The organism is Hungatella effluvii (genome assembly GCF_003201875.1).
Taxonomy (GTDB): domain Bacteria; phylum Bacillota; class Clostridia; order Lachnospirales; family Lachnospiraceae; genus Hungatella; species Hungatella effluvii.
In genome coordinates, this window is sequence record NZ_QJKD01000001.1 from 111,193 (window position 1) to 136,179 (window position 24,987).

The following is a 24,987-nucleotide window of genomic DNA, read 5'->3' on the forward strand; positions in this document are numbered from 1 at the left end:
TTTTCTGTTTTCCCATTTTCGGGAAGGACAGGCCCCTGTTTTCAGCAGGAAAATAAAGGGATTCCGCTCACATAAACCACACCCTCTGATTCGTCACCGATATCGCAACCGCCCCCGCATTCAGCGCATTCATCACGTCCTCCTTATCGGAGATCAGGCCGCCTGCGATGATGGGTACGTTCACGGTACTGCACAGCTTCTTGATGATCTTCGGCATCAGCCCCGGCAGAATCTCCACCGCGTCGGGCACCAGGGAGGCGCACTGTTTTTCGATATTTCCAAAGGCCATGGAATCTATCACGAAGATCCTCAGGATTCCGAACAGCCCCAGCTCCTTGGCCCGCTTGACCAGCTGGGGTTTCGTGGAAATGATCCCGTCCACTCCTGTATGCTCCCGGATAAAATCGACAGCCACCTCTTTATTTCCCAGTCCGTTGATCAGATCCATGTGCACAAACACCATTTTCCCGGCGCTTTTTGCGATCTCCACATACCGGCCCACACTGCAGATATCGCCAAACAGCAGAAATATAATCTGGCTCTCAGAGTATAAGCATTCTTTCAGCCCCGTCTCATCCTTTACCGCGGCGATTACCGGACAGTCCTCCAGTATCACTCTGAACTTCCTCTTTTTATCATCAATCATCTTCTTCCCCCTCATCCAGTTCCTTCATCAGCTGCGGAAAGCTTTCCCGCTCAAATTCCTGAATCGATATTGACTTCTTATTCGGATTAGCGAATACGAATGTCTTATCCACATTCTCCACGTAATTCTGAATCTTATCATTGGTAGCGCTTATGATCGCCTGGAAACCGAGGCCGCGGATCAGTTCAATACAGCTGGCCACCTTCTCCGCATCCATCTTGGAAAACGCCTCGTCCAGCACCACCAGCCGGATCGTCGGATTTCTCCGGACGCTCTCCGGCATGCTGATGCGGTACGCCTGCGCAAAGCTGGCCAGAAGTGCCACATAGAGCGGGTTCTGCCCCTCGCCGCCGGAATTTTTCTTGATCATCTTACTCAGGCGGATCCGGATTACCTCATCCTCATTCTGGATCAGCTGCTGCATATCGAAGGATAAGTATGTCCGGTAATCGGCATACTTGTCCATATTGCGTTTGGCCTCCTCCATCTGCTCCGGTGTCGCGTTATCCGGCGGGATAAAGACGTTAATCAGTTCCTCAATCAGTTCCCCGTACTGACTCTCATGCTCCATCGTGAACAAATTCATCTGGTTGTCCACGGCTTCACTGAGCTCGTTGGGATTGACCTCCAGGGAATCGTCCATAAACATATCGTAAAAACGGCCGTCTGCCCCTTTATTTTTGCCGATAACAAACTGGTATTTATCCTTGCCGAAATCGAGGCGGCTGATGATGCGGTTCAGCTCATCCTTTCGCTGAAGCGCCTCCCGGATAGCGCTCCTGATCTTAAACATGAAGTCGTCCTTAAAATGCTCCACTGCCGACCGCGCCTGTTCGGCCGCGATCTGGCGGTACTCCTCCAGATGATCGCATTCCAGAATCTCCATCAGCTTCTCATATTCCCGGTTGTCCCTGGACGTGATGGAGAAATTCCGGTTCGGATACTTTCTCGCGTACTCTCCCCTGGCGTCCATCAGCGTCTGGAACGCCTGGTCCCTGGCCTCCGCCGCAGCATTCAGTCTTCCGGTAAAGGTATCCTTAAGTTTCTCATACCGCGGATTTTCTTTTCCAGCCATGTACTCTGCAAACTCTGCCTCCAGCAAATCGTCCTGCATGAATTCCCGGTCCTTTGCCAGCAGCTCCTGCTCCACTGCGGTGACCGCCTGGGCCATCTGGGTGATCCTTGTGTTGATCTCGTAGATCCGGCGGCTGACTGCGTCCCGCTCTCTCCTCTTGCCGTCGGCAAGGGCTGAAACCGCGCTCCGCTCTTTCTCCCACTGGTCCACATTTTCTTCTTTCAGTTTTAAAAGCTTCTGCTCCAGCCTCTTCTTTTCCTTCTGCCGCTCCTTCAAATCTCCCATATCCTTCTGCCACTCCAGATAGACGGAGATCTCCTCGCTTAACTGCTCCAGGCTTAATACGGCCTCGCATTCCCTGACCGTCGTCTCTTCCGGAGCCCGCTTTTTCTCCATTTCCGACAAAGCTTTCTCCAGAAGGCGGATTCTCTGTCTCACACTGTCCTTACCGATATAGGCGGATTTCGTGTACTGCTCCGGATTCATCTGCTGCAGCCGGAAAGTGTGGTAGACCATACAGTCCGGCGTCACGCCGATGCGGCAGCCGCGAAGCTCATCGATGCTCCTGCACTTGACCACCTGACCCAGAAGCCGCTCCAGATACGGCTTTAAATACGCCTCCCGCACCTCAACTTCCTCGCAAAGCGCATCTTCCAGAACGGTCGGCGTATCCTTTCCGGCTTTTTCCGTATCGAGAACGGCCACGCGGAAGTACTCATTTTTGTCCAGCTCACTGTATATTCTTAAGGCATCCTCCGCGTATGCCGGCGGCACCACGAGGGAAAGCTTATTGCCTCCCAAATATCCTTCGACCGCATTTCTCCACTCCTCGTTGCGGATATCTAAGAGATCGGCCATGACGTGAACCTCCACAGCCTTCCCCGTCTCCTCCAGCAGCCTTCGCTGAATATAGGACCGGGCATGCTCCAGATACTTGGGATACGCCTTGCTTCCGGCCTTTAACTGAGCCAGCTCCTCTTTCAGCTGGCGCTCCTGGCGCTTCAAATCGCGAAGGATGGCGGCGGCCTCACTCTTTAAATCCTCCGCCTCCTTCCGCATCTCTGCAATGGACTTTTTTAAACGTTCCAGCTTCTCCCCATCTATGGTGTTTTTCTCAAACTCCTCAATGTCCCAGATCGTCTGATTCGACGTGGTCTCCTGGTCGATCCATGCGTTTAGACGCTCCGCAGTCTGGCGCCATTTGACCTCGCTCTTATTTAAATGCTCCAGCAGCTCGTTTAAGGATTCCAGACGCGTCTTTAAATCCTCGTATCCGGTGGAGGAGATCCGTTTCAGCAGTTCCTCTCCCTGGGCGGTCAGTTCTGCGATCTGTTCGTCGAGGCCGTCCTTTAAGCGCTCCTGCTTCTGAAGATCGTCTCTGGAAAGCGCCGCCTTATCCGTCAGTTCTCCGGCCCTTTCTTTCAGTTCCAGAATCTCGAGTCTGCCCGTGAAGTAACCGTTTTTCCGGATATTCTCTTCCTTCTCCAGGACGAGGCCGTACTTCTCCTGCATCTCCTTCAGGATCGAAATCTCTATGTAGGTGTCTTCAATCTTCTTTCTCATGCGCCCGTACTGCATGACGCTCTCCTGCATGTCATCGATATGGATATCCTGTTCCATACAGATATATTCCTTCACGAAATCTTCCAGGCGGATGTTCATGCGGAACGGAATCGCCCGCTTAAACAGCAGCGGAAATTTCTCAGAGTCCAGGCCGCCTAAATACACATCGTAAAGCTGCCTGCGGAACCGTTCGTTGTGAGAAGTCGCGAAGTACTCTTCTTTGCCGTAATGGCTCTGTAAATAGCCTTCCACCTCCGCGATGGACATCGTCCGTCTGGCCGTCCGGTAACCGCTGTCCCACAGAGGCCCGCGGTGCCAGAAGAAACGTCTCGATATCTCATTGGTCGATGTATCCACATCGAATACAATGCCCACACACTGGCATTCTTCCGTATCGGTGCGCTGCAGCTCCAGAACAATGGTGCTGGAGAAATTCTGATTTCGCAGGTAAGCGAACTCGTTGTTCTCTCCAATGTTCACCATGCCCCGCAGATACTCAATCAAGTTCCGGTCGGAGTCATCTGCGGCCGCCTTATTAAAGAATCCGCGGCCATCCGTGTTGGCATAGAGCACGATCTGCATGGCGTCGATCACCGTGGACTTTCCGCTCCCTGAATGCCCGGTAAAAAAATTGATTTCCCGGTTAAAGGACAGCGTTTTGCGGTTGATATAATGCCAGTTATTTAAACAGATCCGGGACAGGGCCTCAAATCTCTGATTCGTCATCGTTCTCTTCTCCTTCGCCAAATGATTCCAGCAGCACCCGCACATCGTCGCCAAACAGCACCACATTGATGCACGGATAGATAATCAGTCTGCTGTCGCCATTTAAATCTTCCAGCAGGTCCAGCGGCTCCACCACCTGGTATTTTTTCAGCAGGGTGACCGCCCTTCTGATGTCGGTGGGCGACGGCTGCTTTTTGAACAGCCGGTAATTTCCCAGCTTCTCATGCATTTCTCCCAGCGACGTGTAGATATTGACGCTGGTGGAGACCGTGGCCATCTGCTCGTCGTAAATCAGCTTTAATATCAGTAAATAAAGAGTGGCAAGCTTCGGAAGCTTGTCGCCCACCAGGGTCTCCCCCTGGATGTAGATGACTCCCATCTGGCTGTTCTCCACCACCGACACGCCGCTGACGGCAAAATACTTCCGCAGAAATTCCAGATGCTTGTTGCAGATCCGAAACTCCCGGTTATTGGTAAAACGTCCGGAACGCTTCTCGTATTTCCGTTCCAGCACAAACGTCTGACGAAGCAGAAGCTTAACGGCTTCCGTTACCTCCTGCTGCTCTTCCGGCAAAAGGCAGTCATAATAGGGGAACCCCAAATTTACTGTCGTCTGTTCCTCGTACCCCATTAAGATTTCCTCCTTATAAATGTCAGCTTCGGATAACGGTATCCTCCGCTCTCTATCATCTCCGGCTCTCCATCCGCTTCTTCCACCCGGTAGAGGCTCTTTCGCCTGGTGGAATAGTCGTAAGCCAGAATCAGTTTCTCAAAGTCTTCACCAGAGCGAACCGAACCATCGGTTACCTCCATCCGCCCCTCTTCCATGTTCTCCTCGATGAAACTCTCAATCTCTTTTTTGCTGTAGCGGTTTTTCAGCTTATTTAAGTTCAGGATTTCTTCCCTGGAAAGTTCCTCCGCCTCTTCCTCCGCCTCCAGATTCCCGGTGAAGTCGGCCTTTGGCCGTCTCCGCTTGTATAAGGATTTCTCGGACAAGATGGTCATCTGCGACAGATTCATGTGCTCTCCTACCTCCCGGATTCTTTCCTCCTGCTCCTCGCCCTCGGATAGATGGTTCAGCAGCTGTATGACCAGCCCTTTCATATTATCATCCTGGTTAAGTAAGTAGTTAAGCCTTGTCACCGTGGCACGGATATATCTGGAATGCTCCCGGTCCATGTTGGATATCCGGTGTTCAATGCTGTCGAAGCCCCTCTCGATCTGGTCCAGCTTCTCTGCGATATCGGCGGCAGATACCTTCCCTCCGCTCCGTCTGCTCATCTGCTCCATCCATTCCGTGTCCTCCCGCATGGCCGCTATCCATCTCTTGATATCGGTCTTATAGAGGTAAAAATTGTCGGAGGTCTTTAAAATGTGGTATTTCTTCTTCACAATCTCCTCCACATACCCCTCTAAATGATCCCGGAGCAGGTCTTCATACGTCTTCTGTTCCAGCAGGCTTGCAAAGAATTTGTCCATATTATGCAGCATATCCTGCAGTGTCTTGTTCAGCCGTTTCGTATTGACAAATGCCGTATTCAGCAGGCTGATGCTGGCCCTCGGATCATTCTTTAAGGAAAACAATATGGCGTAAACATTCTGAATATAGATCTGCGTCTCATCCTCATCCTCGCTGTCGAGCCGCAAAAAAGCCTCTGTCATGACGGCGGCGTAGTCCGGAATCACAATATACACCGTCATAGAGGCATAATCATCCACTTTTCTGAGCCATCCGGTCTTTAAAAGCCAGTTGAGCACCCTCGTGGCCGGCGGTTCCAGCGTATCCAGTTCATCCTCCAGCTCATCCTGCCAGATCACGTACCGTTTCTTTGCAAAATACTCGCTTAATACCTGGATGCAGACCTCACGGCTCAAAAAGTAGTTGCTGTATTCATATTCCTCATTGATTCTCAATAGTGCTTCTATGTAGGTGGACCGGTTCACCGAGCGGAACAGCCCCCAGAACCGGTCCGGTATTTCTTCCATCAGTTTCTTATTCTGTTTCATTCTTTATGCCTCCGCAGCTACATTCCGACGGTTCTAAACGCGTTTCATCCTGGTGCCGCCGGACTTAAATACGTACTATATAGTGCCTGATATCTGCGTCAGGTGTGCGTCCGCGAAGCGACGGCGTAGCGGACCCTACGACTAGCTTCGTGGGCGTGCTCCTGGCGTAGATAGCGGGTGCTATGTAGTACGCATTTAGGTCCGACGGCACCAGTTTCGTTCCCGCTTCATCTGCTGCTTTTTCTCATACATGGTAAAATCGGCGCGGCGAAAGGCCAGATCGATTCCGCACTCGTCCTCCCTGGACCAGCCGACCGCCACCGAGACGGGAAATCCAAGCTTCGTCTCCCCCTCCTCCAGCTTCTTCTGAAGGCTGGCTGCAAAATCCTCCAGCTCTTTCCCGGTAATCCGGCCGGACAGGGCACAGAACTCGTCGCCTCCTATGCGGTAGAGCTCTTCCTTATCCTGAAAAGAAGCTTTCAGGGCATCTGCCACAAAGATCAGGGCCGCATCCCCCTTCTGATGCCCACGCTGGTCATTGATCCGTTTTAAATCATTTAAATCGGCCACCACCACCATAGTACCGGAAATTCCGCTTCCGCGAAGCGCCTCCATCCTCTTTTCAAAGGCATTTCGGTTGGGCAGGCCGGTCAGCAGGTCTGTGTAAGCCATACGCTCCAAAAGTTCCCGTTTCACGCCTTCTTCCCGCTCCTCCACGATCTGGCGCACCGCGTAATAGACCAGAATGCAGAAAAATATCACCACTCCGATCTGGCTGAAATAGGCCGAGCTGATCTCCGGGCTGCACACGTAAAACCGCACAATATCAAGGCAGGCAAATACGGCAAAGGACAGGCAGGCTGCCATCAGCTGAATATCCCGCACCTTATCCCTGTGCAGTATGCGCCAGATAAACTGGAATAGGAGTTCCGCCATAATCAGGACCAGAAGCACATGGGCACCCATCAGACTCTCGATAAAATCGCGGATTCCGGCAATCTGAAGGACCGATACCACCACAACGTTGATACAGGACAGCCAGTAGAGCAGATTCAGCCATTTGTCCTTCGAAAAGCTTTCATAGGTCAGAATAAACCGGATACAGGTCGGCGGAATCAGATAAAAAAGAAGAAAGAGCATATTGGACACAAGCGGCGCCCGCCCCCACAGGATCTGGTATCCCCCGGACTCCAGCACGAGCCACATGCAGGTCACCAGCGAAAAAAGGCAGAGACAGCGCAGCTGATACGTCACATATTGTTTCTTAAAGCTGAAACTGTACGCCAGCAGCAGAAGTGCCGCCAGGATAATTGCAAAGTTAAAGATCATCGTCGGCATGCATTCATGGATAATCTGAAATACCAGTGCATTCTTAGTGCCGATATAGACCTGGTTCAATTGGCCGGAAAGGCCGCTGTAATAGTTCTCAACTTCGATGGAAAGAGTCTTTCCCTGGCAGTCATTCGGAAGTCTGGCAATCACCCACGCGTTATAGGGCGCCTCTCCAAATGGAGTCTTCTGGCCATATCCGAACTCCTCTATCATCTCCCCGTCCAGGAAAACCCTCACGTACTGGTGAACAGCACGAACCATGACCGAATTGCCTCTGGTCCCGTATTCACCAAGCGTTATGGAATAGCGGACCGGAATCCCCTTTTGCGGAGAAAATGGCCCCGGCAGATGCGACACTGCCGTTTCTCCCTGATATTCCATACTCCAGTCACCGGTAATCACCACCGGCTTCTCACTGTCAAAGCGGACATCAGGAGCCTTCACGGTACCGAGAAGCCATATAAAAATACAGAAAGAAAACGCCATCACAAGATACATGACGGCGGACTGGCTCCTTCTGTCACTTCCCGCTCGCTTCTTTTCCATGCCCGCACACCTCATTTCGTTCAAAGGTTACAGGAATATTATAACAAGAACACGGACTTGTGACAATCGAATTCTTTATTCAATCCATGACTGAACCCATAACTGGTTTTATAAGTGGCTGCAGCCCGCCGGCCTCAGCTTCCCGGTCTGTCCAGCTCTGCTCATGCTCCGTTTCCTGTGACTTTGCAGGATATTAGCAATTCTTAACGCGCAGGATTTTTCGTTCAGGGGAAATCCCCACCTGTCTGAGCGCAGCGAGTTTGGGGATTTCCTCTGGCTTTTAGAAAAATTCTGCACGTTTAGAAGTACTTATATCCGAAACCGGAACAGGAAACGGAGCATGAGCAGAGCTGGACAGACCGGGAAGCTGAGGCCGGCGGGCCAAGGCGGTAACCACAGGTCAGAGATTATCTCTCATCACCCTGCACGGATTCCCATAGGCAATCTTATCCGAGGGAATATCCCTAGTCACGACACTGCCCGCTCCGATCACCACATTATCGCCGATCGTCACTCCAGGCATGATAATCGCACCGCCGCCAATCCACACATTGCTGCCGATCCTGACAGGCGCCGTCTGCGTCTTGCAGAATGCAAAAGAACCATCCGCTTTCACCTCACCAAACCGTTCTCCGGCGTTCGTGGGATGAAAGGCCGTATAGATCTGCACATTGGGCGCAATGAGGGCGTTATCACCGATGATAATCAGATTATCATCCAGAAAGGTACAGTTCATATTCACTTCGCAGTTATTGCCGAAATAGATGTTATTTCCGTAATCCACATAAAATGGCGCCGTTATCCAGAGATTGGCGCCGCGTCCCCCCAGCATCCGTTCTAAGATCCTTTCCTTTTCAACAAAATCTTCCGAATCTGCCCGGTTGTAATCGCGGACCAGATTCTTGGCCTCGTGCCACCGGTTCAGCAGCTCGCTGTCACCGCAGTCATACAGCTGTCCTGCCAGCATTTTTTCCCGTTCTGTCATACCTGCCTCCTTTTTTCATATCAGTGGTACATCCGCGCCACTTCCGCCGCCTCTCTGGCGATTTCCAGTTCCTCATTGGTCTTAATGACCAGCACATTCACCCGTGACGACCCATCTGAGATCCGGAACGCCTCTGCCTCATCCCTGTTCTTTACCTCGTCTATGGTTATCCCCAGATATTCCAGATAACTGCAGATCTCCATGCGGATATCGGAATCATTTTCCCCGACACCTGCGGTAAATACTATATTATCAACGCCATTCATCGCTGCCGCATAGCTGCCCACGTATTTGGCCACCCGGTAGGCAAATATCTCCCGCGCCAGAGCCGCCTGGTCGTTATACTTGATCTCCGCGTCCTTCAGCTCCCGGAAATCACTGGAGAAATTCTTGGAAATGCCCAGGACGCCGGATTCCTGATTGAGAATATCCAGTACCTGCGCGAAATCCAGATTCTCCTTCTTCGCCAGAAATTCCAGCGCTCCCGGATCGACATCTCCGCATCTCGTTCCCATGACCAGCCCCTCTAACGGTGTAAATCCCATGGAATTGTCCACTACCTGCCCGTATTTCACCGCACAGATGCTCGCTCCATTTCCGAGGTGGCAGACGATGGTCTTCACCCGGCCCGGGTCCTGTCCCATAAATTCTGCGGCCCTCCGTGAGACATACTTATGACTGATCCCATGAAAACCGTAGCGGCGGATCCTGTGCCTCTCATAATACCGGTACGGAAGCCCATAGAGAAATGCCTTCGGCTCCATCGTCTGGTTGAACGCCGTATCAAATACCCCCACCATCAACGTATCCGGCATCAGTTTCCGGCAGGCCTCCACGCCCACCAGATTCGCCGGATTATGGAGCGGCGCAAGGTCGTTGCACTCCGTCATGGCCTGGGTCACCTCGTCTGTGATCACCACGGAACCCGTAAACTTTTCTCCGCCATGCACGAGCCTGTGTCCTATCACATCGATTTCCCGAAAATCCTTTATCACGCCTTTTTCCGGGTCCGCCAGCGTGTCCAGCAGCGTATGTACCGCCTGCGTATGGTTTTTCATCGGCACCGCCTCTTTTAAGGAAATACCCGTCCGTGTCCGGTAGGTAAACCGTCCGTCTATGCCGATCCGCTCACACACCCCCTTCGCCAGTACCTCCTCGTTCTCCGAATCTATCACCTGAAATTTCAGCGAGGAACTGCCGCTGTTAATCACCAAAATAGTCATATCCGCTGTGCGCCCCCTTTCAGCCGTATCTGTCACAGTTTATTATACTTGACTTGCTCCCTGTTGGCAATGAAAAACGGGACGCTATATAAAACGGCACCCTCGGATCCGCATTTTATCTGCCTGCCCGAAGATGCCGTCATTTCTCCCTGTTATACCGTATCCGCTTATGCGTCCCAGTCGGTAAAAGCAACGCTGACCATACCCATGCTGCATGAAACCTTATAGAAATTGGAATCCCCGGCGTTCATGGTCTGACTTCCGCCGATTCCGCTCAGTTTGTTGTCCCCGATTCTGACCTCGCCCATTCCCACGGAGGTACGATAGCCGTAGTGCTCCGGTTCTTTGATGTATAAGCGGACCGATCCCATTCCGCAGTCCACGGAGCACTTTCCATACAGCTCGCCCCGTACCACAATCTCTCCCATTCCACATGTAATCTTTGACGCATAACTGATAAAGTCCTTCATGGTCACCTGACCCGCTCCCACGCTCAAGGTACTCTCACCGGCTGTAATTCCCGTCCCGGTCAGCGTTCCCGCTCCGATATTCAGCTTCACCTTATCAAAATGATACCCCTTGGGAATGGTAATGATCATCTTTCTCTTCGAAAATGTATTTCTTCCGATCCGCAGAATATTTTTGTCGGTAATGTCACGAACCGTCCAGATTCCACCCGATACCTCGCTGATGATATCGCCCTCCTGATACCCCTCTGTTTCCAGGCTGAAGTCGCTGCCGGTCCTAATAACTGCAGCACACGCTCCAGCTCCGACAATCAGCTCACTGATACTGTGCATGCCGTCATTCCTGGACGGTATCATAAGCAGGCTCTGGAATCTGGTCCGCTCGGCTTCTCGCCCCCGCTCCGGTTCCCGTTTCTCAGAATCATCCGGTCCCATCGTAAAATTCACCTCCGGTTCTGCATCACGCAAACCGTCCGTGTCATGTACACTGCCGCTCTGTATGCCCAGAAGTTCGTCCGTACTCACTCCCAATATCTGTGATAATGGAACCAGTGTCATAATATCCGGACAGGAAATCCCCGATTCCCATTTACTCACAGCCTGTGCCGATATTCCCAGCTGTTCCGCAAGCTGTGCCTGGGTCATTTTTTTCCGTTTTCTTAAATAAGCAATTCTTTCTCCCATAGTACCCGGGACAAATTCTCTTCGCTCCTGCATCATACGATTCTCCTTCCGTCTCAGCGTCTGATTTTCACCGCGGTCTGTTGCGCTGTACAATTTTAAGATATCCTTAATCCACCTCAAAAATCAAGCAACCAGCGGTTGTTATCTGCAAAAATCAGCAAAAACAACCGCTGGTTGAGTTTCTAAAACCAGTATATCACACTTTTATGCGTAGAGCTTAATTTATTTTCCGTTTCAAAACAAACACATAAGTCCCTTCCTTTAAAGAAATCTCGAACGTTTCAGCCAAAACAAATCCGTTGGCCGGCGCCATTTGCCTAACATAACCCGCGTTATGGGAATACAGAATCATGACACCATCATCTTTCAAAACACGTTTTACGGAAGAAAAAAATTCCGCATACAGGTTCCCGATCTCCTCCTCCGTCTTCCGTCCAATCTTAAAAGGCATATTTGTTATGATCTCATCAAACAGATACTCATGCTTAAAATCGAAAAAATCCCGGTTAATATAGTGGATAATCTGGCCTGCTGCCTCCGTATTTTTCCTGGCCTTTTCTACGGCCTCCTCTAAAATATCCAGGCCATACATGGTATTGCTCTTCACTGCCTTGTGGCGTTCGATCAGCATCGTTCCCACACCGCAAAACGGGTCCAGCACCTGTGCGCCCTCTTTCATATAGCGTTCTGCCAGCTTAACCGTCAGCGCCGCATTGACCGCCTTTAAGCTGGTTGGAATCACTTCCTTCCGGTATGAAAAGCGCTCATCCTTCAGGGTAAAAAGTTTAATCAGGACATTGCAGTTTCCTTCTTTATTTTCAATAAGCCGTAACTCAAACTCATAATTGGAGGTTGTATTGATAAGCTTACGGCCGGACAACTTTTCTATTTTCGAAGAAAGTCTCCGTGTAAACGCGCTCTTTTTGCTGTGATCCATCCTGCACTTAAGCTCAACCCTGAAATAGTACGGCGGATTTCCCTCATGGCTCCTTGCCAAAAGCTTCAGAAGGTCAGATTTTACAATCATTTCCGCCGCTTTTTCCGCATCCATGGGGCAGGTTGGAAGCCCCTTTATGCTGAATAAAAGCTCCTGATACGTCCTGATCTCAGCCAGCCAGTTCAAATTCGGGACTCTGGCCATTACCCCGGCTCCAAATACCTTTGTTTTCGCATGGGGTTCCAGCCGCCGCAGTTCTTCTCTGGTAATCTCCTGAAAATTGCGGTTGGTCAAAAGCACAATGTCGAATGTCTCATCCTGTCCGCAAAACGGGTGCAGCAACACGCCTTCCCTGCTGATTATCATGGAAGATAACTCGCGGATTTCTTCCGTTATATGTTTTTCGTTCTCCGGAGTCAGCTTCATTTCCGCCAGCTCGTCCAACCGTTCCTTAAAAAATGCAAGGTACCGCCCATAATCGAAATTCTTAACTGCATTCAGATAGGAACTCTTGACAAACAACTGCTCCTCTATCCTGTATGCATGCAAAATGGGAACCAAATACTCCTGACTGCCCAAATCACCCATGAGCAGTGCAGCGTTCTTTCTTATTTTGGCATCCCCGTCCTGCAGCAGCAGAATAAGACGCTCTTCCTCCCCTGATATGCAGGTAATTGCCGCCTCCCTGCCTCTTCCTTCTTTCATATCCTGTCTCAATTTACTTAAATTCTGCCGAACGTCCTGACCCTCTGTGATCTGATTCCAAGTCTCTTTTATCATATTTCTCCTTCTGTAAGCGCTTGCTTTCCTATCAGTATACTATAATTTTCCTCTCTTGTCATGAATCAGCCGGAAATATCAGCGCCGAAAGGCGCTTTTTTTTAATCAGGTCATTCGATACCTTTTCTTTAAAATTTATTTTTCCACATCGTGCTGCCCTTTCTTTATTTTTTCTATACATCATAGGCAGGTGGGGCCTTCGTCTTTTTCTTACCACTTCTGGCGAATTCAATAGCCTGTCATTTCTTTTTCTCTTGTGTTTAATCAGATAATGTTGTATAATTTTGGTATGTTTTGGATACTATTTAATTCTTATAATGATAATTATGAGAATATATTTATATATTTCCCATATATTATTTACTATTTTTTATATTATTCTTCTGAGAGCTTGTACCCTGCGCCTCCTTTTCCCTATAGTCTTGATAAACAGCTGCAGCCACACCTGTTTTTTTGTACTCATAATTATCATTATCTGCTTAAGCCATTATATCCAGAGCACATATAAAGGATTGATAAGATGACAAGGAGGTATCGGATATGGAGAAAAAAGGAGAAAAAAAGACAACTCACAGGCGATTGCTTGTCACACTGGTTTTAATGATGAGCCTGGCGTGGAGTATGATTGCCATGGCAGGCAAAACAGGCTGGCAGCAGGAGGAAGGCCTTTGGCATTTTTATGACAAGGACGGGGTTATGGTTTGCGATGAATTTAAGAAATCAGGTAATTCATGGTTCTATCTCAATGAAGATGGTGTGATGGTCACAGGAGAACTGATCGAAAATGGTGACGATCTCTATTATGCCAGCGAGGCGCCGGACCCGGAGGATCCAAATGACAAGCGGATAGAGGGCGCGTTGGTGTCGAAGCAATGGGTAGAAATTGGCAGCGGCAACTGGTACTTTTTCGGAAGTGACATGAAGGCTGTCAAAGGCCTTAAAACGATTAATCAAAAACTCTACTTTTTCGGAGAAGACGCGAAAGCTTTCCAGGGACTGCTGCAGATTGACAGCGATACCTATTATTTTGGAGAAGATTATGATGCCTGGAAAGGCTGGCTAACGATTGGCAGTGACTGTTATTATTTTGGAGAAGACTTCAGGGCCTATAAAAACAAAAATGGAGTGACTATCGGCGGAGTTAAGTATTCATTTGACAGCGACGGAAAACTTATGGAATTTGCAACTCCCAGTGTCGCGACAGCCAGACAGGCGCTGGAAAGCCTGACGTACAATGTCGATCAGGAAGACGCCAACAGTGAGGACGAATGCATCGATTATGTACAGAGCTACGCCCAGGAATATCTGGATCAGATACCCGGCAGCGACAGTATCTATATCAAAGCCAGCCCGAGCGACTGTACGCCGGCAGTGGCAGGTACAAGCTCCAAAAAAACAGGCACTGACGGCAAATTCAGATTTAAGTTTCTTATTACTCTCGATACCGATGAAGGGGAGATCGAAGGGATGACCAGGCTCCTGACTCTTACAATCAAAGCCACCCCTTACCATTCCAGCAGTTCGGGAGGCAGCTCTTCCTCAGGAAACGGTTCTTCCTCGGGAAGCAGTTCTTCCTCAGGAAGCCGTTCCGTAAACCAGGCGCAGCAGTACTTAGACGCAGTGGCCAGGCATTATACTGTATCCGGTACCTGGGAGGAGGATGGCGGCAAATGGAGACTTAAGAAACCAGACGGCTCCTATCTGACAGAGGCCTGGGCCTATCTCAACGGCAAATGGTACTATATGGGCAAGGATACCTATATGATAACTGGTCTTGCTGCCATTGGCGATCAGGTCTTCTACTTAAACCCCATAACCGGCGAGATGATGACCGGTTGGCAGCAACTGAATGGAACCTGGTATTATTTCTGTACAGACAAAGAGGGCAATCAGGGCGCCATGCTAAAGGACATCACCACACCTGACGGCTACCATGTTAATGAAGACGGCGTCTGGATTCCATAAAATCCGGATTAATACTCTTCCGGTTCTATAAAATTATGTAGTCAAAAGGGCGCCGCAAAATCATGATTTTGCGGTGCCCTCTGTACTCCTGCTTATATCTAAAGAGCTGTTCTCATCGGCCCAGCAGTTCGATCAGCCTGCCATGCGCCTTCTTATAAGCCAACACGCCATCCTGCTCCCTGCGCTCCCTGGCCCCCTGCTCCAGTTTATCCAGGCCGTCGAATGACACGAGATGCGGTTCCAGACTTAAAAATCCTTTATAGCCGGAAGAATCCAGCATGGACAGAATCTCCTTCACATTACCGTCGCCATCCCCCGGAAGCACGACCTCGCCGTCTTCCTGAAGGGCATCCTTAATATGTATATAAAAGATATAGGGTTTCAGCATCTCATATGCCTCCAGCGTATCCTGGCCACACTGGACAAAATTCGCAAAGTCAAAGACACATTTAAAATGATCTCCGTAAAAGGCCTCCATCAGCTCCAGACACCGGCTGGCGATATCGCCGTAAATCTCCTTTTCATTTTCATGGAGAAGAACGACCTCCTGTTCCACAGCATAGTCCACCATTCGCTTCATTCTGGAAAATACCTCTTCCTTATACTGCGCTGGATCTTCCCCTTCCGGTATGTAAAAGCTGAACATGCGGATATACCGTACTCCCCACAGCTTTGCCAATTCCACAACATGCCGGTATGTCTCGAAATGCGGTTCAAAGTCATCGGTAATCTTAATCTTTCCGACCGGTGATCCCACAGAAGAAACACGGATACCAGCCGCCTTCATCCTCTCTCCCAGTTCGGAAGCCTTCTCAAGGCTTAAGTCTGCCACGCCGGTTCCATCGGCGCTTCGAAGTTCTACATACTCCTGTCCCAGTTCCTTTAAAACACTTAACTGTATATCAAAATCCTTATTGATTTCATCTGCAAATCCAGAAATTCTGCAGTCACTTAACATTTTTTCACCTCTTCAATTTTTCCTGCTGTCTCATAAGCCTTCAGCATGAGCCAGACAGTGTTCTTAATCTGTTCCAGACCAACGGAAAATGGTTTCCCCTGCTCCACGCTCTCATAAAAGCTGTGAATACAGTCCATATGTCCAGCCCCCCAGTAGCTCTTGCCGAGATGTTCCCGGCCCGAGTAATCGATCGTTTTCGTCTCCCCATCGCTGCCCGCAATGGTGACTTTCAACTCCTCGATCCGGACCCTGGCCTTCTCGCATTCCAGTTCAATCATGGGAGGAACATCCGCCACATAGCCGGTAGTAGCATAGAAGCATGCCTTTTCTTCCCCGTAAGAGATGTAGGCCTCCATCGTGTCCTCCACCTCAATAATGCCTTTTAAATGGTGATTGGAGGTGGAGGCTTCCATGGTCAGAGGCGTCTTTCCGATCAGATACTGGATCAGGTCAAGCGTATGGATGGACTGATTGATCAGAGCGCCGCCGCCTTCCTTTTCAACCGTTCCGCGCCAGCCGCTCTCCGTATAGTAGCGTTCCTTTCTGCACCAGGTGACCAGGCCCCTGGCTCCCAGGATCCTGCCGAACTCACCGTTCTCAAGCCGTTCCTTCACCGCCGCAACGCTGGGATTAAACCGGTTCTGAAAGCAGACGCCCAGGGTTGCCCCGTTGTTCGCCTCTTTTTCCGCACGCTGAAGCGTCTCCCACTGCTCCTGGCTGATGACCGGGGGCTTCTCCATAAATGTATGAATTCCCCGCCTTAACGCCTCCGCTGCCATGGGCGTGTGAAGATAATGGGGCGTACAGATATGGAGGACGTCGATCTCCTCCTTCTCCAGCATCTGTTTCCAGTCGGTATAGGGAACTGCACCGTACTCCCGGGCCATAGACTCCGCGCGTTCCGGAATTACATCTGCCACGGCAGCCAGTTTGCAGCCTTCCATTTTCATGATCGATTTCGCGTGTACTGCGGCAATGCTGCCGCATCCGATGATCGCACTCTTCATTTATGCTTCCCTCTTTATCTTCTCTCTTCTAAGCCTTTCCACTCCCATAGGACCCCTTTGTGTTGAAGGTTATCTCATTCACATGTTCCTTTTTCCGGGAAGCGGCTCTCTTCTTATTCAGTTCCTCCAGGAACAGCTCTTCGTCGAAGGGAATCTCCACCGGGCGTTTCAGCCAGCTGGATAAATGCATGGCATTGGAGAGTGTTAATCCGTTAATTCCTTCCTCTCCGCCCGCGATCAGCGGTTCTCCTCTTAAAATGGCTCCTGCAAATGCCCTCAGGACTCCCACATGCTGAAGATTTTCTCCGTCTGTCTCCACGTCGATCCAGCTTCCCTCAGGCTTCTTAAAGCCTTCCGTGGCAGTATAGCAGTACTCTCTCTCATTGACATCCAGCTCGTAAACCTTAATCTCCTCATTTTCGCAGACGATCTTTGCCTTTTCCAAATCCACCTCAAACCGGTTGGTTCCGGGCGCATCTCCCGTTGTCGTCACAAATACGCCGGTTGCCCCGTTCGGATACTCCAGATACGCCGTCACATCGTCTTCCACCTCAATATCATGCCATTTGCCCTCGTGGCAGAAGGCCTGAACCGACTTCGGCATGCCGCAGATCCACTGAATCAAATCCAGATTGTGAGGACACTGGTTTAAAAGGACACCGCCGCCCTCGCCGTCCCAGGTAGCGCGCCATCCGCCGGAATTGTAGTACGCCTGGGTTCTGTACCAGTCTGTGATGATCCAGTTGACACGCTTGATGGCCCCGTACTGGCCGCCGTTCACCAGCTCATGCATCTTCCGGTAGATGTGGTTCGTCCTCTGATTGAACATCATTCCAAATACCAGATCGTGCTTTGCTGCTTCCTCGTTCATCTCCCGTACCTGCTTCGTATACACGCCCGCCGGTTTTTCACACATGGCATGAAATCCCCGTTTTAAAGCTTCCATCACATACTTCGGATGGTCGTAGTGTGGAATCGCCACCAGAACGGCGTCCATGTCCGAATAATCCAACAGCTCCTCCGCCGTTTCAAAAATCTTCACATTCTCCGGAAGAGTCTCCTCTGCCCATTGGCGTCTCGATTCCCGCAGGTCAGCAACCGCCGCCAGTTCTATCTCCGGCACTTTCCCATCTAAAATACTCTCCACATGGCCGCTTCCCATGTTACCAATCCCGATAATTCCCAGCCTTACTTTATTCATGATCCTATCCTCCTTCTACCTGTATCCCAATTCCGCAAGATTCCGCCAGCTCTTTTCCAGGCAGACAAATGGATTCTCCAGACACGTATCCTGTTCCACCAATGCGTATTCGCAGTCAGTCTTCTTAAGCGCCTCTAAAATGGCGGGGAAATTCATGTTTCCTTCCATCACCGGAGCCATGACCTCCTGACCGTTCACGATGCCTCTGTCCTTTAAGTGAACACAGGGAATCCGGTCGGCCAGACGCTCGATCCACTGGCACACATCACCGCCTGCCGTCTGTACCCAGTACGTATCCAGCGTAATTCCAAGCTCATCAGGGGCAAATGCGTCCAGCAGATAATCCATCAGATACGTTCCCCCTGTTTTCTCAAACTCAAACGCATGATTGTGGTACATGAGGCGCATTCCCGCTTCCTTAATCATACGGGCCGGTTCCTTAAAATCAACTGCAAAACGCCTGATCCAGTCCGGGTTCCTGTATTTCTCCGGCATCGATCCGATACCAATATACTTACATCCCATCACCTCGTGGTCGCGGATCAGCTGCTCCGTGTCCTTCCGTATCCTGTTTATATCGCTGTGGGTCAGCACGATCTTCAGTCCCATCTCGTCGGCAATTTCCCTGGCAGTCTGCGGGGTGATCCCGCTGCCTGTGGCCGACATCTGTACCGTCTCATATCCGATCTCCGCAACCCGTCTCATGGTCTCCCGAAAATCCGGAACCGTCTGTGTAAACAGCCTGACTGTATAAAGCTGTGCTCCTGTCTTCATAAATCATTACCTCCTGCATTCATTTCTGTTGCCTCTATCATAGCGCTCTTCCCGCAAAAAATGGATTGGTAATGATGAAATAAAGTTTGCAAATATAGCCCTCCCTGATATACAATAGAAGCAGCCAGCATCGATTTTGCTTATGCGCACATTTGGGAGGAACTGCTTCATGATCTACGAATCCGCCCCGGCCCCCGTGTCGGGAAAAGTAAATTTTACCACCAGTCATATGAAAAGCGATACCTTTGAAGTCCATTACCACTCCTGCTATGAGATCTACTATTTTCTAAAGGGAGACGCCGATTATATGGTAGAGGGCCGGGAGTACCATCTGACTCCCCACAGCCTGATTCTGCTGTCCCCCTACGTTTTTCACGGAGTGAGGGTGAATTCCACGACGGATTACGTCCGCTGTTCGGTCCATTTTTCGCCGGAATCGGTCATTGCAGAGCGGCGTGTCCTTCTGCTGTCCTCATTTCCGGGAAATAAAAAAAGCGGACCAGGAGAAGTGTTCTACGAACAGACGGAAGAATATGGCCTTTACGCCTATTTTGAACACTTAATCTGGTCCCAGAAACAGCCTGCTGCCTTAAGCGGCGCCTATTATGCCATGTTCTTAGAAGCGCTCCTGGCTGAGATTTCCCTGATGTGCCAGACTCTGCGGCCCTCTACGCCTGACAGCAGCGCCTCCGGCACCATAACGGATATCATCCGCTATTTAAATGAGCACTTAACCGAGCCAGTCACACTCGACGAACTGTCCGGCCGTTTTTTCATCAGCAAATACTATATGAACCGCGCATTTAAAAAGGCCACCGGCACCACAGTCATGGATTACTTAATCTACAAGCGCATCGTCATGGCCAGACAGCTCATGCTCAACGGCTTCACGGCGGCTGACGCGGCCAATGAGACGGGCTTTGGAGACTATTCAACCTTTTACCGCGCTTATAAAAAGGTGATGGGATGCCGCCCCGGAGCGGACAGGACCGGAAAAACGTCCCCGAATCCCCATGAAACAGGGAAAAAAGTGCAGGGAACCGATATTTAACCGGTCCTCTGCACTTTCTTCTATCCGTTCCCGCACGGCTTTTATTCGTTCCCGCACAGCTTCCATCTGATTTCATCGTAAAACTTAAACACATACTGATTCGGCGAAAGCCCGGACACCTGCCCGTCTCCCGTTTCAATCACCGTCCAGGAACCGTTTTCAAGCTCCGCAAAATCGACCGTATAAAAATGGCTGTCCAGCACCGGAATCGCGTTCACCTGTTCCATGGGAACAACGGGCCATCCCTCTTTCTGATTGGAATTCGGGCTGAGCGTCAGGAGTTCCCCGTTTAAATAAAACGCCCTGTATTCATTGGTCATACTGTCCCGCCTCTTCAGTTCCACATATTCCTTTAACACAATGCCTCTCACATATAAATCTCCGCGCATTGCCTGAAACCTCCGGGCATATTCATCCAACTGCCCGTCATCGTACGATGAGTCGAAACAGGCGGGGAAATCCGTCCCCTTCACCGATTTCACGTAGTCTTTCATCATAAAACGGGGAAATGCGTGTTTAACTTCTCTCCAGTCGATCGCCTCCCCTTCCGGATATACTCTGATTCCTGGAGTATAATCCGCAATCGCCGGATAAGCCAGCGGGAATTCATGGCAGTTCTCGTATTCCGCCGGCGTATTGATCAGGGTCAGATTCCGCTCCTTCAGCGCCTCAAACAGCCTTGCATACGCTTCCGGCTGCAGCATCCAGCCCCGGTAGATGCATCGCTCGTCGTCACCTGCCGCCTCCGCCGGATACAGCCTGAAAGGTTCTCCCGCCACGAAATTATCGTAATTGTACAGCACGGCCTGAAATTCAGGAAATTTTACCGCCTCCTCGTACTCCTGGCGGTAATCCGCATCCACTTTTTTGATGTCAAAGTAGTCGGCCGGGTAGAGTATGGTTATTTTCATGGTTGTATGGTTCCCTCCCTCCGCTTCACAGATACCGCACAGATGGTATCCGCATTTCCCGTGTATGGCCTGCCTGCTGCATCATCAAAAAATACAATATCTTCAAAGCCAGCATCCCGCAGCTCTTTCTCCATGGACTCCACGGTATAGATCTGATTCCAGTTATTATAGCACTGACACGCGTCTTCCGTTACGATCACATACTGTTCAACATAGTTATTCGTCTCCGGATACTGATAATTCCGCTGGATACAGACATGGGGTTTTCCGGACCAGAATCCCCGCTCCAGATACTCTACGGATTCCATTTCCCTCAGTTTTTCCCTGTACTTCTCTGAATCCCCATCCAGAATGAAAATTCCGTCTTTCTTCAGGGCTCCATACACGTTCTTTAATAGTACTTTCCTGTTTTCCGGCGGAAGCACGCCATAATCGCAGTATATCAGAACGGCTGCATCGAATTCCTCCCGGTAATCCATTTCCAGATAATTTTTATAATGATATCCGATCGGAAGCCTCTCCGCCTCCGCGTGTTCCCTGGCATACTCGATGGAACGCCTGGAATAGTCCAGCCCTGTGACCTGGAAGCCCTCTTTGCAGAATCGCTCTGCATAGAGACCGGGGCCGCAGCCTAAGTCCAGCAGCCTCATGTCCGGCCTGACCTTACAGTACTGTGCGATCCATTTCGCTGACTGTTCTATAAAATCATAGTGCCTGGAAGCCGCGTCGATCTCCGGATCGAGATGCGCCTTCAGCATATACTCCGAAATATGTTCGTCATCCCAGAATGGAGCGGAGCTGGGCGCATAGAGAGATGGTTTTTCCTTTAAATAGTTGATGAATTTGCTGTACATAGAAACCTCCGTGTGAGTTGTCACTTACTGTTATGACGGGTATTCTTTCAGTATACCTTTTTTCCTATGGAGATAGCAACCCTATGTTGAAGGCAGAACCATTCTTTCGCTGCTGTTTTAGTGACTGATCAGGTTCTTCTGGCCGCCTCCTCACAGTATTTTCTGATCTCGAACAGGGTCCCTTCCCGGTTCTCTATCATCCGCTCCACTTCCGCCTTATACTCCGGCGGACAGATATTCTTAACCGCCTGCCTGATCATTTCTTTGGAATGGCGGTCGTCCTTTTCGAATGGAACCACATCGCAGGTCTTCTGGTACCAGTCCAGCAGCAGTTCTTTCATTTCCATGATTATTTCTGCATACTCCTTCGCATGAATCCGGTTCATCCTCTCCTGCGGATCCAGCCGCAGATCATAGAATTCGTCATCCTCGTAAATACGGCGTATATATTTATACTGCTCAGTCCGTATCATCGCGGCTTTTCCATGAATGACAGAATCCGTCTGCAGCTTTTGCCTTGGATAGTATTCCCCCATCACGGTCGGCAGATTTTTATCATCATGAAATTCGTCACAGTGTATCTCGTCCTCATTTCTGCCTCCCTCGCTGCACACGTAGTCCCGAACCTTCACGCTGCGGTCCGCCAGATTACTCTGAAGCTTTCTTCCGAACTGGCTGTGATCCGGAGCTACATCGGCAAACGCCATGGCGGTCCGGTAGAAATCCACCAATTCCACCATCTGGTCACTGATTCCTGCATCCACACCGAAGTCCTTTGGAGGCTTGATTAACAGCGGCACCCTGACGAGACAGTCTTCCATCATATTCTGAGCCTTTTCCACGATCCCGTAATCTCCTGTATAATCCCCGTGATCACTCAGGAAAAAGATGGCCGTGTCCTCATAGATTCCCGCCTCCTTCAGCCCATCACACAGCCGCTTAAACTGCGCATCTATCTTACTGCACATGCCGTAATATACGCCTCGCAGTTCCTTATAGTCTTCTTCCGTAAAATCCTGCATTCCCAGTTCCTCACGGATTCTCCTGTGAAATAACGGCTTTTTATCCCCGGGAACCGCCTCTGCAATTCTTGGCATAACCTTCTCTCTGTCGATCCGTGAATAATAGGGTTCCTCCACCCGGTATGGCGGGTGGGGATAGATAAGTCCCAGAAATATGCAGAGCGGCCGGTCATCTGCCGGTGATTTCAAACGGTCGATGGCCGCATCTACCGCCTCGTCATCAGGGGTATAGTTAAGCCCATGCTCATCGGTCGCCAGTTCCCCCTTATAATGGGAATAAAAATACTTACTTCCCGGTTTTCCCCTAAGTCCCGGGTTTACCGGCCCTGGTGCGGGAGGAACATTACCTCCATAAAAGATTTCGGTGGCGTGCCTGGAAAAGATATCATCATCCTGCCCGGGAAGCAGATCGTTTCTGGTGTTCATCCAGACGTAATAGCCGGCCTCCTTCAACTCGCTGAGCAGAGAACTCTCGTGGCGGTGCAGCATATGACGCATGGTCCTGTGTCCGTGTACATGGGGATACAATCCGGTAAAAAAACTGCATCTGCTCGGCGTGCACACCGGATTCTGACAAAAGGCATAGCGATAGCTCACAGCATCTTCTCTGATCATTTCATCCAGAAAAGGCGTTTCCGCACCAGGATTTACCCCCATATGGCCCAATGCATCATAACGCATCTGGTCGGGATTAAAGATGACTATGTTCGGCCGCTTTTTCACATTTCTTTCCTCCTTCTTCCGCGTTTTTCATTTCCCAATACCGTCTGAATTTCTCCGGCATGGGCTGATTCGTGGTAAGATACTGCTTTGGAAGCTGCGTAACGGAGCGCGGCGGTATCCATGTTTCGCTGGAAACCCACGATTTTTGTCCCTGAAACTGCGCTACAATCTGATATCCGTCCTCACGAATATTCTTCTCTTCCACGATCCTGCCGGCGCAGACGTTATGGAAGGCAGCTTCGCGAAGTTCGTCAGCAGCCTCCGGGAACTCTGCAATCCGGTTATAAAGTTCCCACGGATCGCTGTCCGGGCAGATAAGCAGTTCCTCCTCCGGATGGCTGACATAGGAGATCAGTTTCCACTTTCCCTGACGAATCATACGCCCATAATCCGTTCCCCTGCCATAAGGGAGATTAATCCATTCGGCAGTCACCGCGCGATTCTCACGTTCTTCCCCTCTTTCCAGTTCTGGAATCAGGCTGACCCCATCCTGAAACGGAAGCTCCCGTGCACCGGCCAGCTGACACACGGTCGGTGCTGCGTCCAGGAGACTGACCGGAGACCGCAGCCGATTTCCAGCTAAGATCCCGTCTCCTGACACGATCATAGGGATCCGTACCGCCGCCTCATACAGAGACTGTTTCCCATAAAATCCCCGGTCACCGGCATGATCGCCATGATCTGACAGATAAAAGAAGATTCCCCGTTTCCCATGCCGGGAGAGATAAGTGTCCCATGCCGATTTGACCTGGCCCAGGCAGTGATCTTCGAATTCTATCAGGCCCCAGTAAGCAGCACGGACGCCCTTAACCAGCTCCGGCGTTGTATCGCGAAGACGCCCGGCATCCTGCGCAGAGGCCATAATATCCAGTGTTGGCGGCAAATCCGTACGCATTCTGTACTTATCGTACAGCTCTGTAGGTGCAATATAGGGAAAATGAGGTGCATACGTTCCCACGACAACACACTGCGGTTTTTTGTGAGGCTGGGATAAGTAGATTTCCGCTTCCCTTATCACATAACGGTCGTATTCCTGCACCGGAGAATTCCCCCCTCCGACGGCGTGAATACAGCCGCCCTCCGTCATGACTGGAGCCATCGGCCCCATTCGTTCCCAATACGGAGCCATTGGCCCTATCGAGACAGGTGTGATGTCCCCTGCAATCCGCTTCGTGAATCCGTGGCGCTGGTCCTCCCCTTCAAAATGCATTCTCCCGCACAGAACGGTTTCATAGCCGGCCAGAGCCAGGAGGTGAAGAAACGTAGGCATTTCCGAAGGGATCGAACCGCGGTTCGTATAAACGCCGGTGTGAACGGGAAGCCGCCCTGTCAGAAAAGACATGCGCGCAGGAACACAGAGCGGACACGACGTATAGGCATTTTCAAACATCGTTCCCTCAGATGCCAGTGCATCCAGATTGGGAGTCTCCACCACCGGATGCCCCGCACATCCCATGACTCTGCCGTCGTGCTGATCGCTTAAATAAATCAGAATATCCGGTTGTGTTGATTGGTTCATAGTCCTGTCCCGATTCATAGCCCGGTCTCCT

The 24,987-nt window shown here is 50.5% G+C and carries 18 protein-coding genes and 1 pseudogene; 2 read left to right on the forward strand and 17 right to left on the reverse strand.

Features of this window, described 5'->3' with window-relative positions; all coding sequences use genetic code 11:
- Positions 1 to 67: 67 nt before the first annotated feature.
- The 9 genes and pseudogenes from DFR60_RS00460 to DFR60_RS00500 form a co-directional block, all read right to left on the reverse strand.
- Positions 68 to 646 carry a glycerol-3-phosphate responsive antiterminator gene (locus tag DFR60_RS00460; protein WP_055657413.1) on the reverse strand — a complete coding sequence of 193 codons (579 nt, stop codon included), beginning with the start codon at positions 644 to 646 and terminating at the stop codon, positions 68 to 70.
- The gene (locus DFR60_RS00465; RefSeq protein WP_110321124.1) at positions 639 to 4,010 is read right to left on the reverse strand and encodes an ATP-binding protein; all 3,372 of its coding nucleotides are present in this window, start codon (positions 4,008 to 4,010) and stop codon (positions 639 to 641) included. The genes DFR60_RS00460 and DFR60_RS00465 overlap by 8 nt, the downstream gene beginning before the upstream one ends.
- Positions 3,994 to 4,641: pseudogene (locus DFR60_RS00470) on the reverse strand (DUF4194 domain-containing protein); the annotation flags it as partial. The gene DFR60_RS00465 and the pseudogene DFR60_RS00470, both read right to left, overlap by 17 nt.
- Positions 4,641 to 6,017, reverse strand: a complete 1,377-nt coding sequence (locus DFR60_RS00475) for a Wadjet anti-phage system protein JetA family protein (protein ID WP_110321126.1) — start codon at positions 6,015 to 6,017, stop codon at positions 4,641 to 4,643. The pseudogene DFR60_RS00470 and the gene DFR60_RS00475, both read right to left, overlap by 1 nt.
- 195 nt (positions 6,018 to 6,212) lie before the next feature.
- Positions 6,213 to 7,895 (reverse strand): GGDEF domain-containing protein, encoded by a 1,683-nt coding sequence (locus DFR60_RS00480; protein ID WP_110321127.1) that lies wholly within the window; start codon positions 7,893 to 7,895, stop codon positions 6,213 to 6,215.
- Positions 7,896 to 8,295: 400 nt separating this feature from the next.
- Positions 8,296 to 8,880, reverse strand: a complete 585-nt coding sequence (locus tag DFR60_RS00485) for a sugar O-acetyltransferase (RefSeq protein WP_110321128.1) — start codon at positions 8,878 to 8,880, stop codon at positions 8,296 to 8,298.
- 20 nt (positions 8,881 to 8,900) lie between these two features.
- The gene (locus DFR60_RS00490) at positions 8,901 to 10,103 is read right to left on the reverse strand and encodes an acetate/propionate family kinase (RefSeq protein ID WP_110321129.1); all 1,203 of its coding nucleotides are present in this window, start codon (positions 10,101 to 10,103) and stop codon (positions 8,901 to 8,903) included.
- A gap of 167 nt (positions 10,104 to 10,270) precedes the next feature.
- The gene (locus DFR60_RS00495; RefSeq protein ID WP_243004946.1) at positions 10,271 to 11,290 is read right to left on the reverse strand and encodes a helix-turn-helix domain-containing protein; all 1,020 of its coding nucleotides are present in this window, start codon (positions 11,288 to 11,290) and stop codon (positions 10,271 to 10,273) included.
- 181 nt (positions 11,291 to 11,471) lie between these two features.
- Positions 11,472 to 12,971, reverse strand: coding sequence for a TRM11 family SAM-dependent methyltransferase (locus DFR60_RS00500; protein ID WP_110321131.1), 1,500 nt, complete (start codon positions 12,969 to 12,971; stop codon positions 11,472 to 11,474).
- Positions 12,972 to 13,511: 540 nt separating this feature from the next.
- Here DFR60_RS00500 and DFR60_RS00505 point away from each other — a divergent pair.
- Positions 13,512 to 14,936: an N-acetylmuramoyl-L-alanine amidase family protein gene (locus tag DFR60_RS00505; RefSeq protein ID WP_110321132.1), complete on the forward strand. Its 1,425-nt coding sequence runs from the start codon at positions 13,512 to 13,514 to the stop codon at positions 14,934 to 14,936.
- A gap of 112 nt (positions 14,937 to 15,048) precedes the next feature.
- Here DFR60_RS00505 and DFR60_RS00510 read toward each other — a convergent pair whose 3' ends face one another.
- The 4 genes from DFR60_RS00510 to DFR60_RS00525 are packed head-to-tail and all read right to left on the reverse strand — an operon-like array spanning position 15,049 to position 18,876.
- Positions 15,049 to 15,894 carry a sugar phosphate isomerase/epimerase family protein gene (locus tag DFR60_RS00510; protein ID WP_110321133.1) on the reverse strand — a complete coding sequence of 282 codons (846 nt, stop codon included), beginning with the start codon at positions 15,892 to 15,894 and terminating at the stop codon, positions 15,049 to 15,051.
- Positions 15,888 to 16,901 (reverse strand): Gfo/Idh/MocA family protein, encoded by a 1,014-nt coding sequence (locus DFR60_RS00515; RefSeq protein ID WP_110321134.1) that lies wholly within the window; start codon positions 16,899 to 16,901, stop codon positions 15,888 to 15,890. Before DFR60_RS00515 ends, DFR60_RS00510 begins: the two co-directional genes overlap by 7 nt.
- Positions 16,902 to 16,929: 28 nt before the next feature.
- Positions 16,930 to 18,102, reverse strand: coding sequence for a Gfo/Idh/MocA family protein (locus DFR60_RS00520; RefSeq protein ID WP_110321135.1), 1,173 nt, complete (start codon positions 18,100 to 18,102; stop codon positions 16,930 to 16,932).
- 15 nt (positions 18,103 to 18,117) lie between these two features.
- Entirely contained in the window at positions 18,118 to 18,876 is a 759-nt protein-coding gene (locus DFR60_RS00525; RefSeq protein ID WP_110321136.1) for a sugar phosphate isomerase/epimerase family protein, read from the reverse strand.
- A 169-nt stretch (positions 18,877 to 19,045) separates the two neighbouring features.
- On the opposite strand from DFR60_RS00525, the gene DFR60_RS00530 reads away from it, so the two are divergent.
- On the forward strand, positions 19,046 to 19,927 hold the full coding sequence (locus DFR60_RS00530) for a helix-turn-helix domain-containing protein (RefSeq protein WP_110321137.1): 882 nt from the start codon (positions 19,046 to 19,048) through the stop codon (positions 19,925 to 19,927).
- A 41-nt stretch (positions 19,928 to 19,968) separates the two neighbouring features.
- Here DFR60_RS00530 and DFR60_RS00535 read toward each other — a convergent pair whose 3' ends face one another.
- The 4 genes from DFR60_RS00535 to DFR60_RS00550 form a co-directional block, all read right to left on the reverse strand.
- On the reverse strand, positions 19,969 to 20,838 hold the full coding sequence (locus DFR60_RS00535; protein ID WP_110321138.1) for an ATP-grasp domain-containing protein: 870 nt from the start codon (positions 20,836 to 20,838) through the stop codon (positions 19,969 to 19,971).
- Positions 20,835 to 21,692 (reverse strand): SAM-dependent methyltransferase, encoded by an 858-nt coding sequence (locus DFR60_RS00540; protein WP_110321139.1) that lies wholly within the window; start codon positions 21,690 to 21,692, stop codon positions 20,835 to 20,837. The genes DFR60_RS00535 and DFR60_RS00540 overlap by 4 nt, the downstream gene beginning before the upstream one ends.
- A gap of 128 nt (positions 21,693 to 21,820) precedes the next feature.
- Positions 21,821 to 23,437, reverse strand: coding sequence for a sulfatase family protein (locus tag DFR60_RS00545; RefSeq protein ID WP_110321140.1), 1,617 nt, complete (start codon positions 23,435 to 23,437; stop codon positions 21,821 to 21,823).
- Positions 23,406 to 24,974, reverse strand: a complete 1,569-nt coding sequence (locus tag DFR60_RS00550; RefSeq protein ID WP_110321141.1) for a sulfatase family protein — start codon at positions 24,972 to 24,974, stop codon at positions 23,406 to 23,408. The genes DFR60_RS00545 and DFR60_RS00550 overlap by 32 nt, the downstream gene beginning before the upstream one ends.
- Positions 24,975 to 24,987 lie beyond the last annotated feature (13 nt).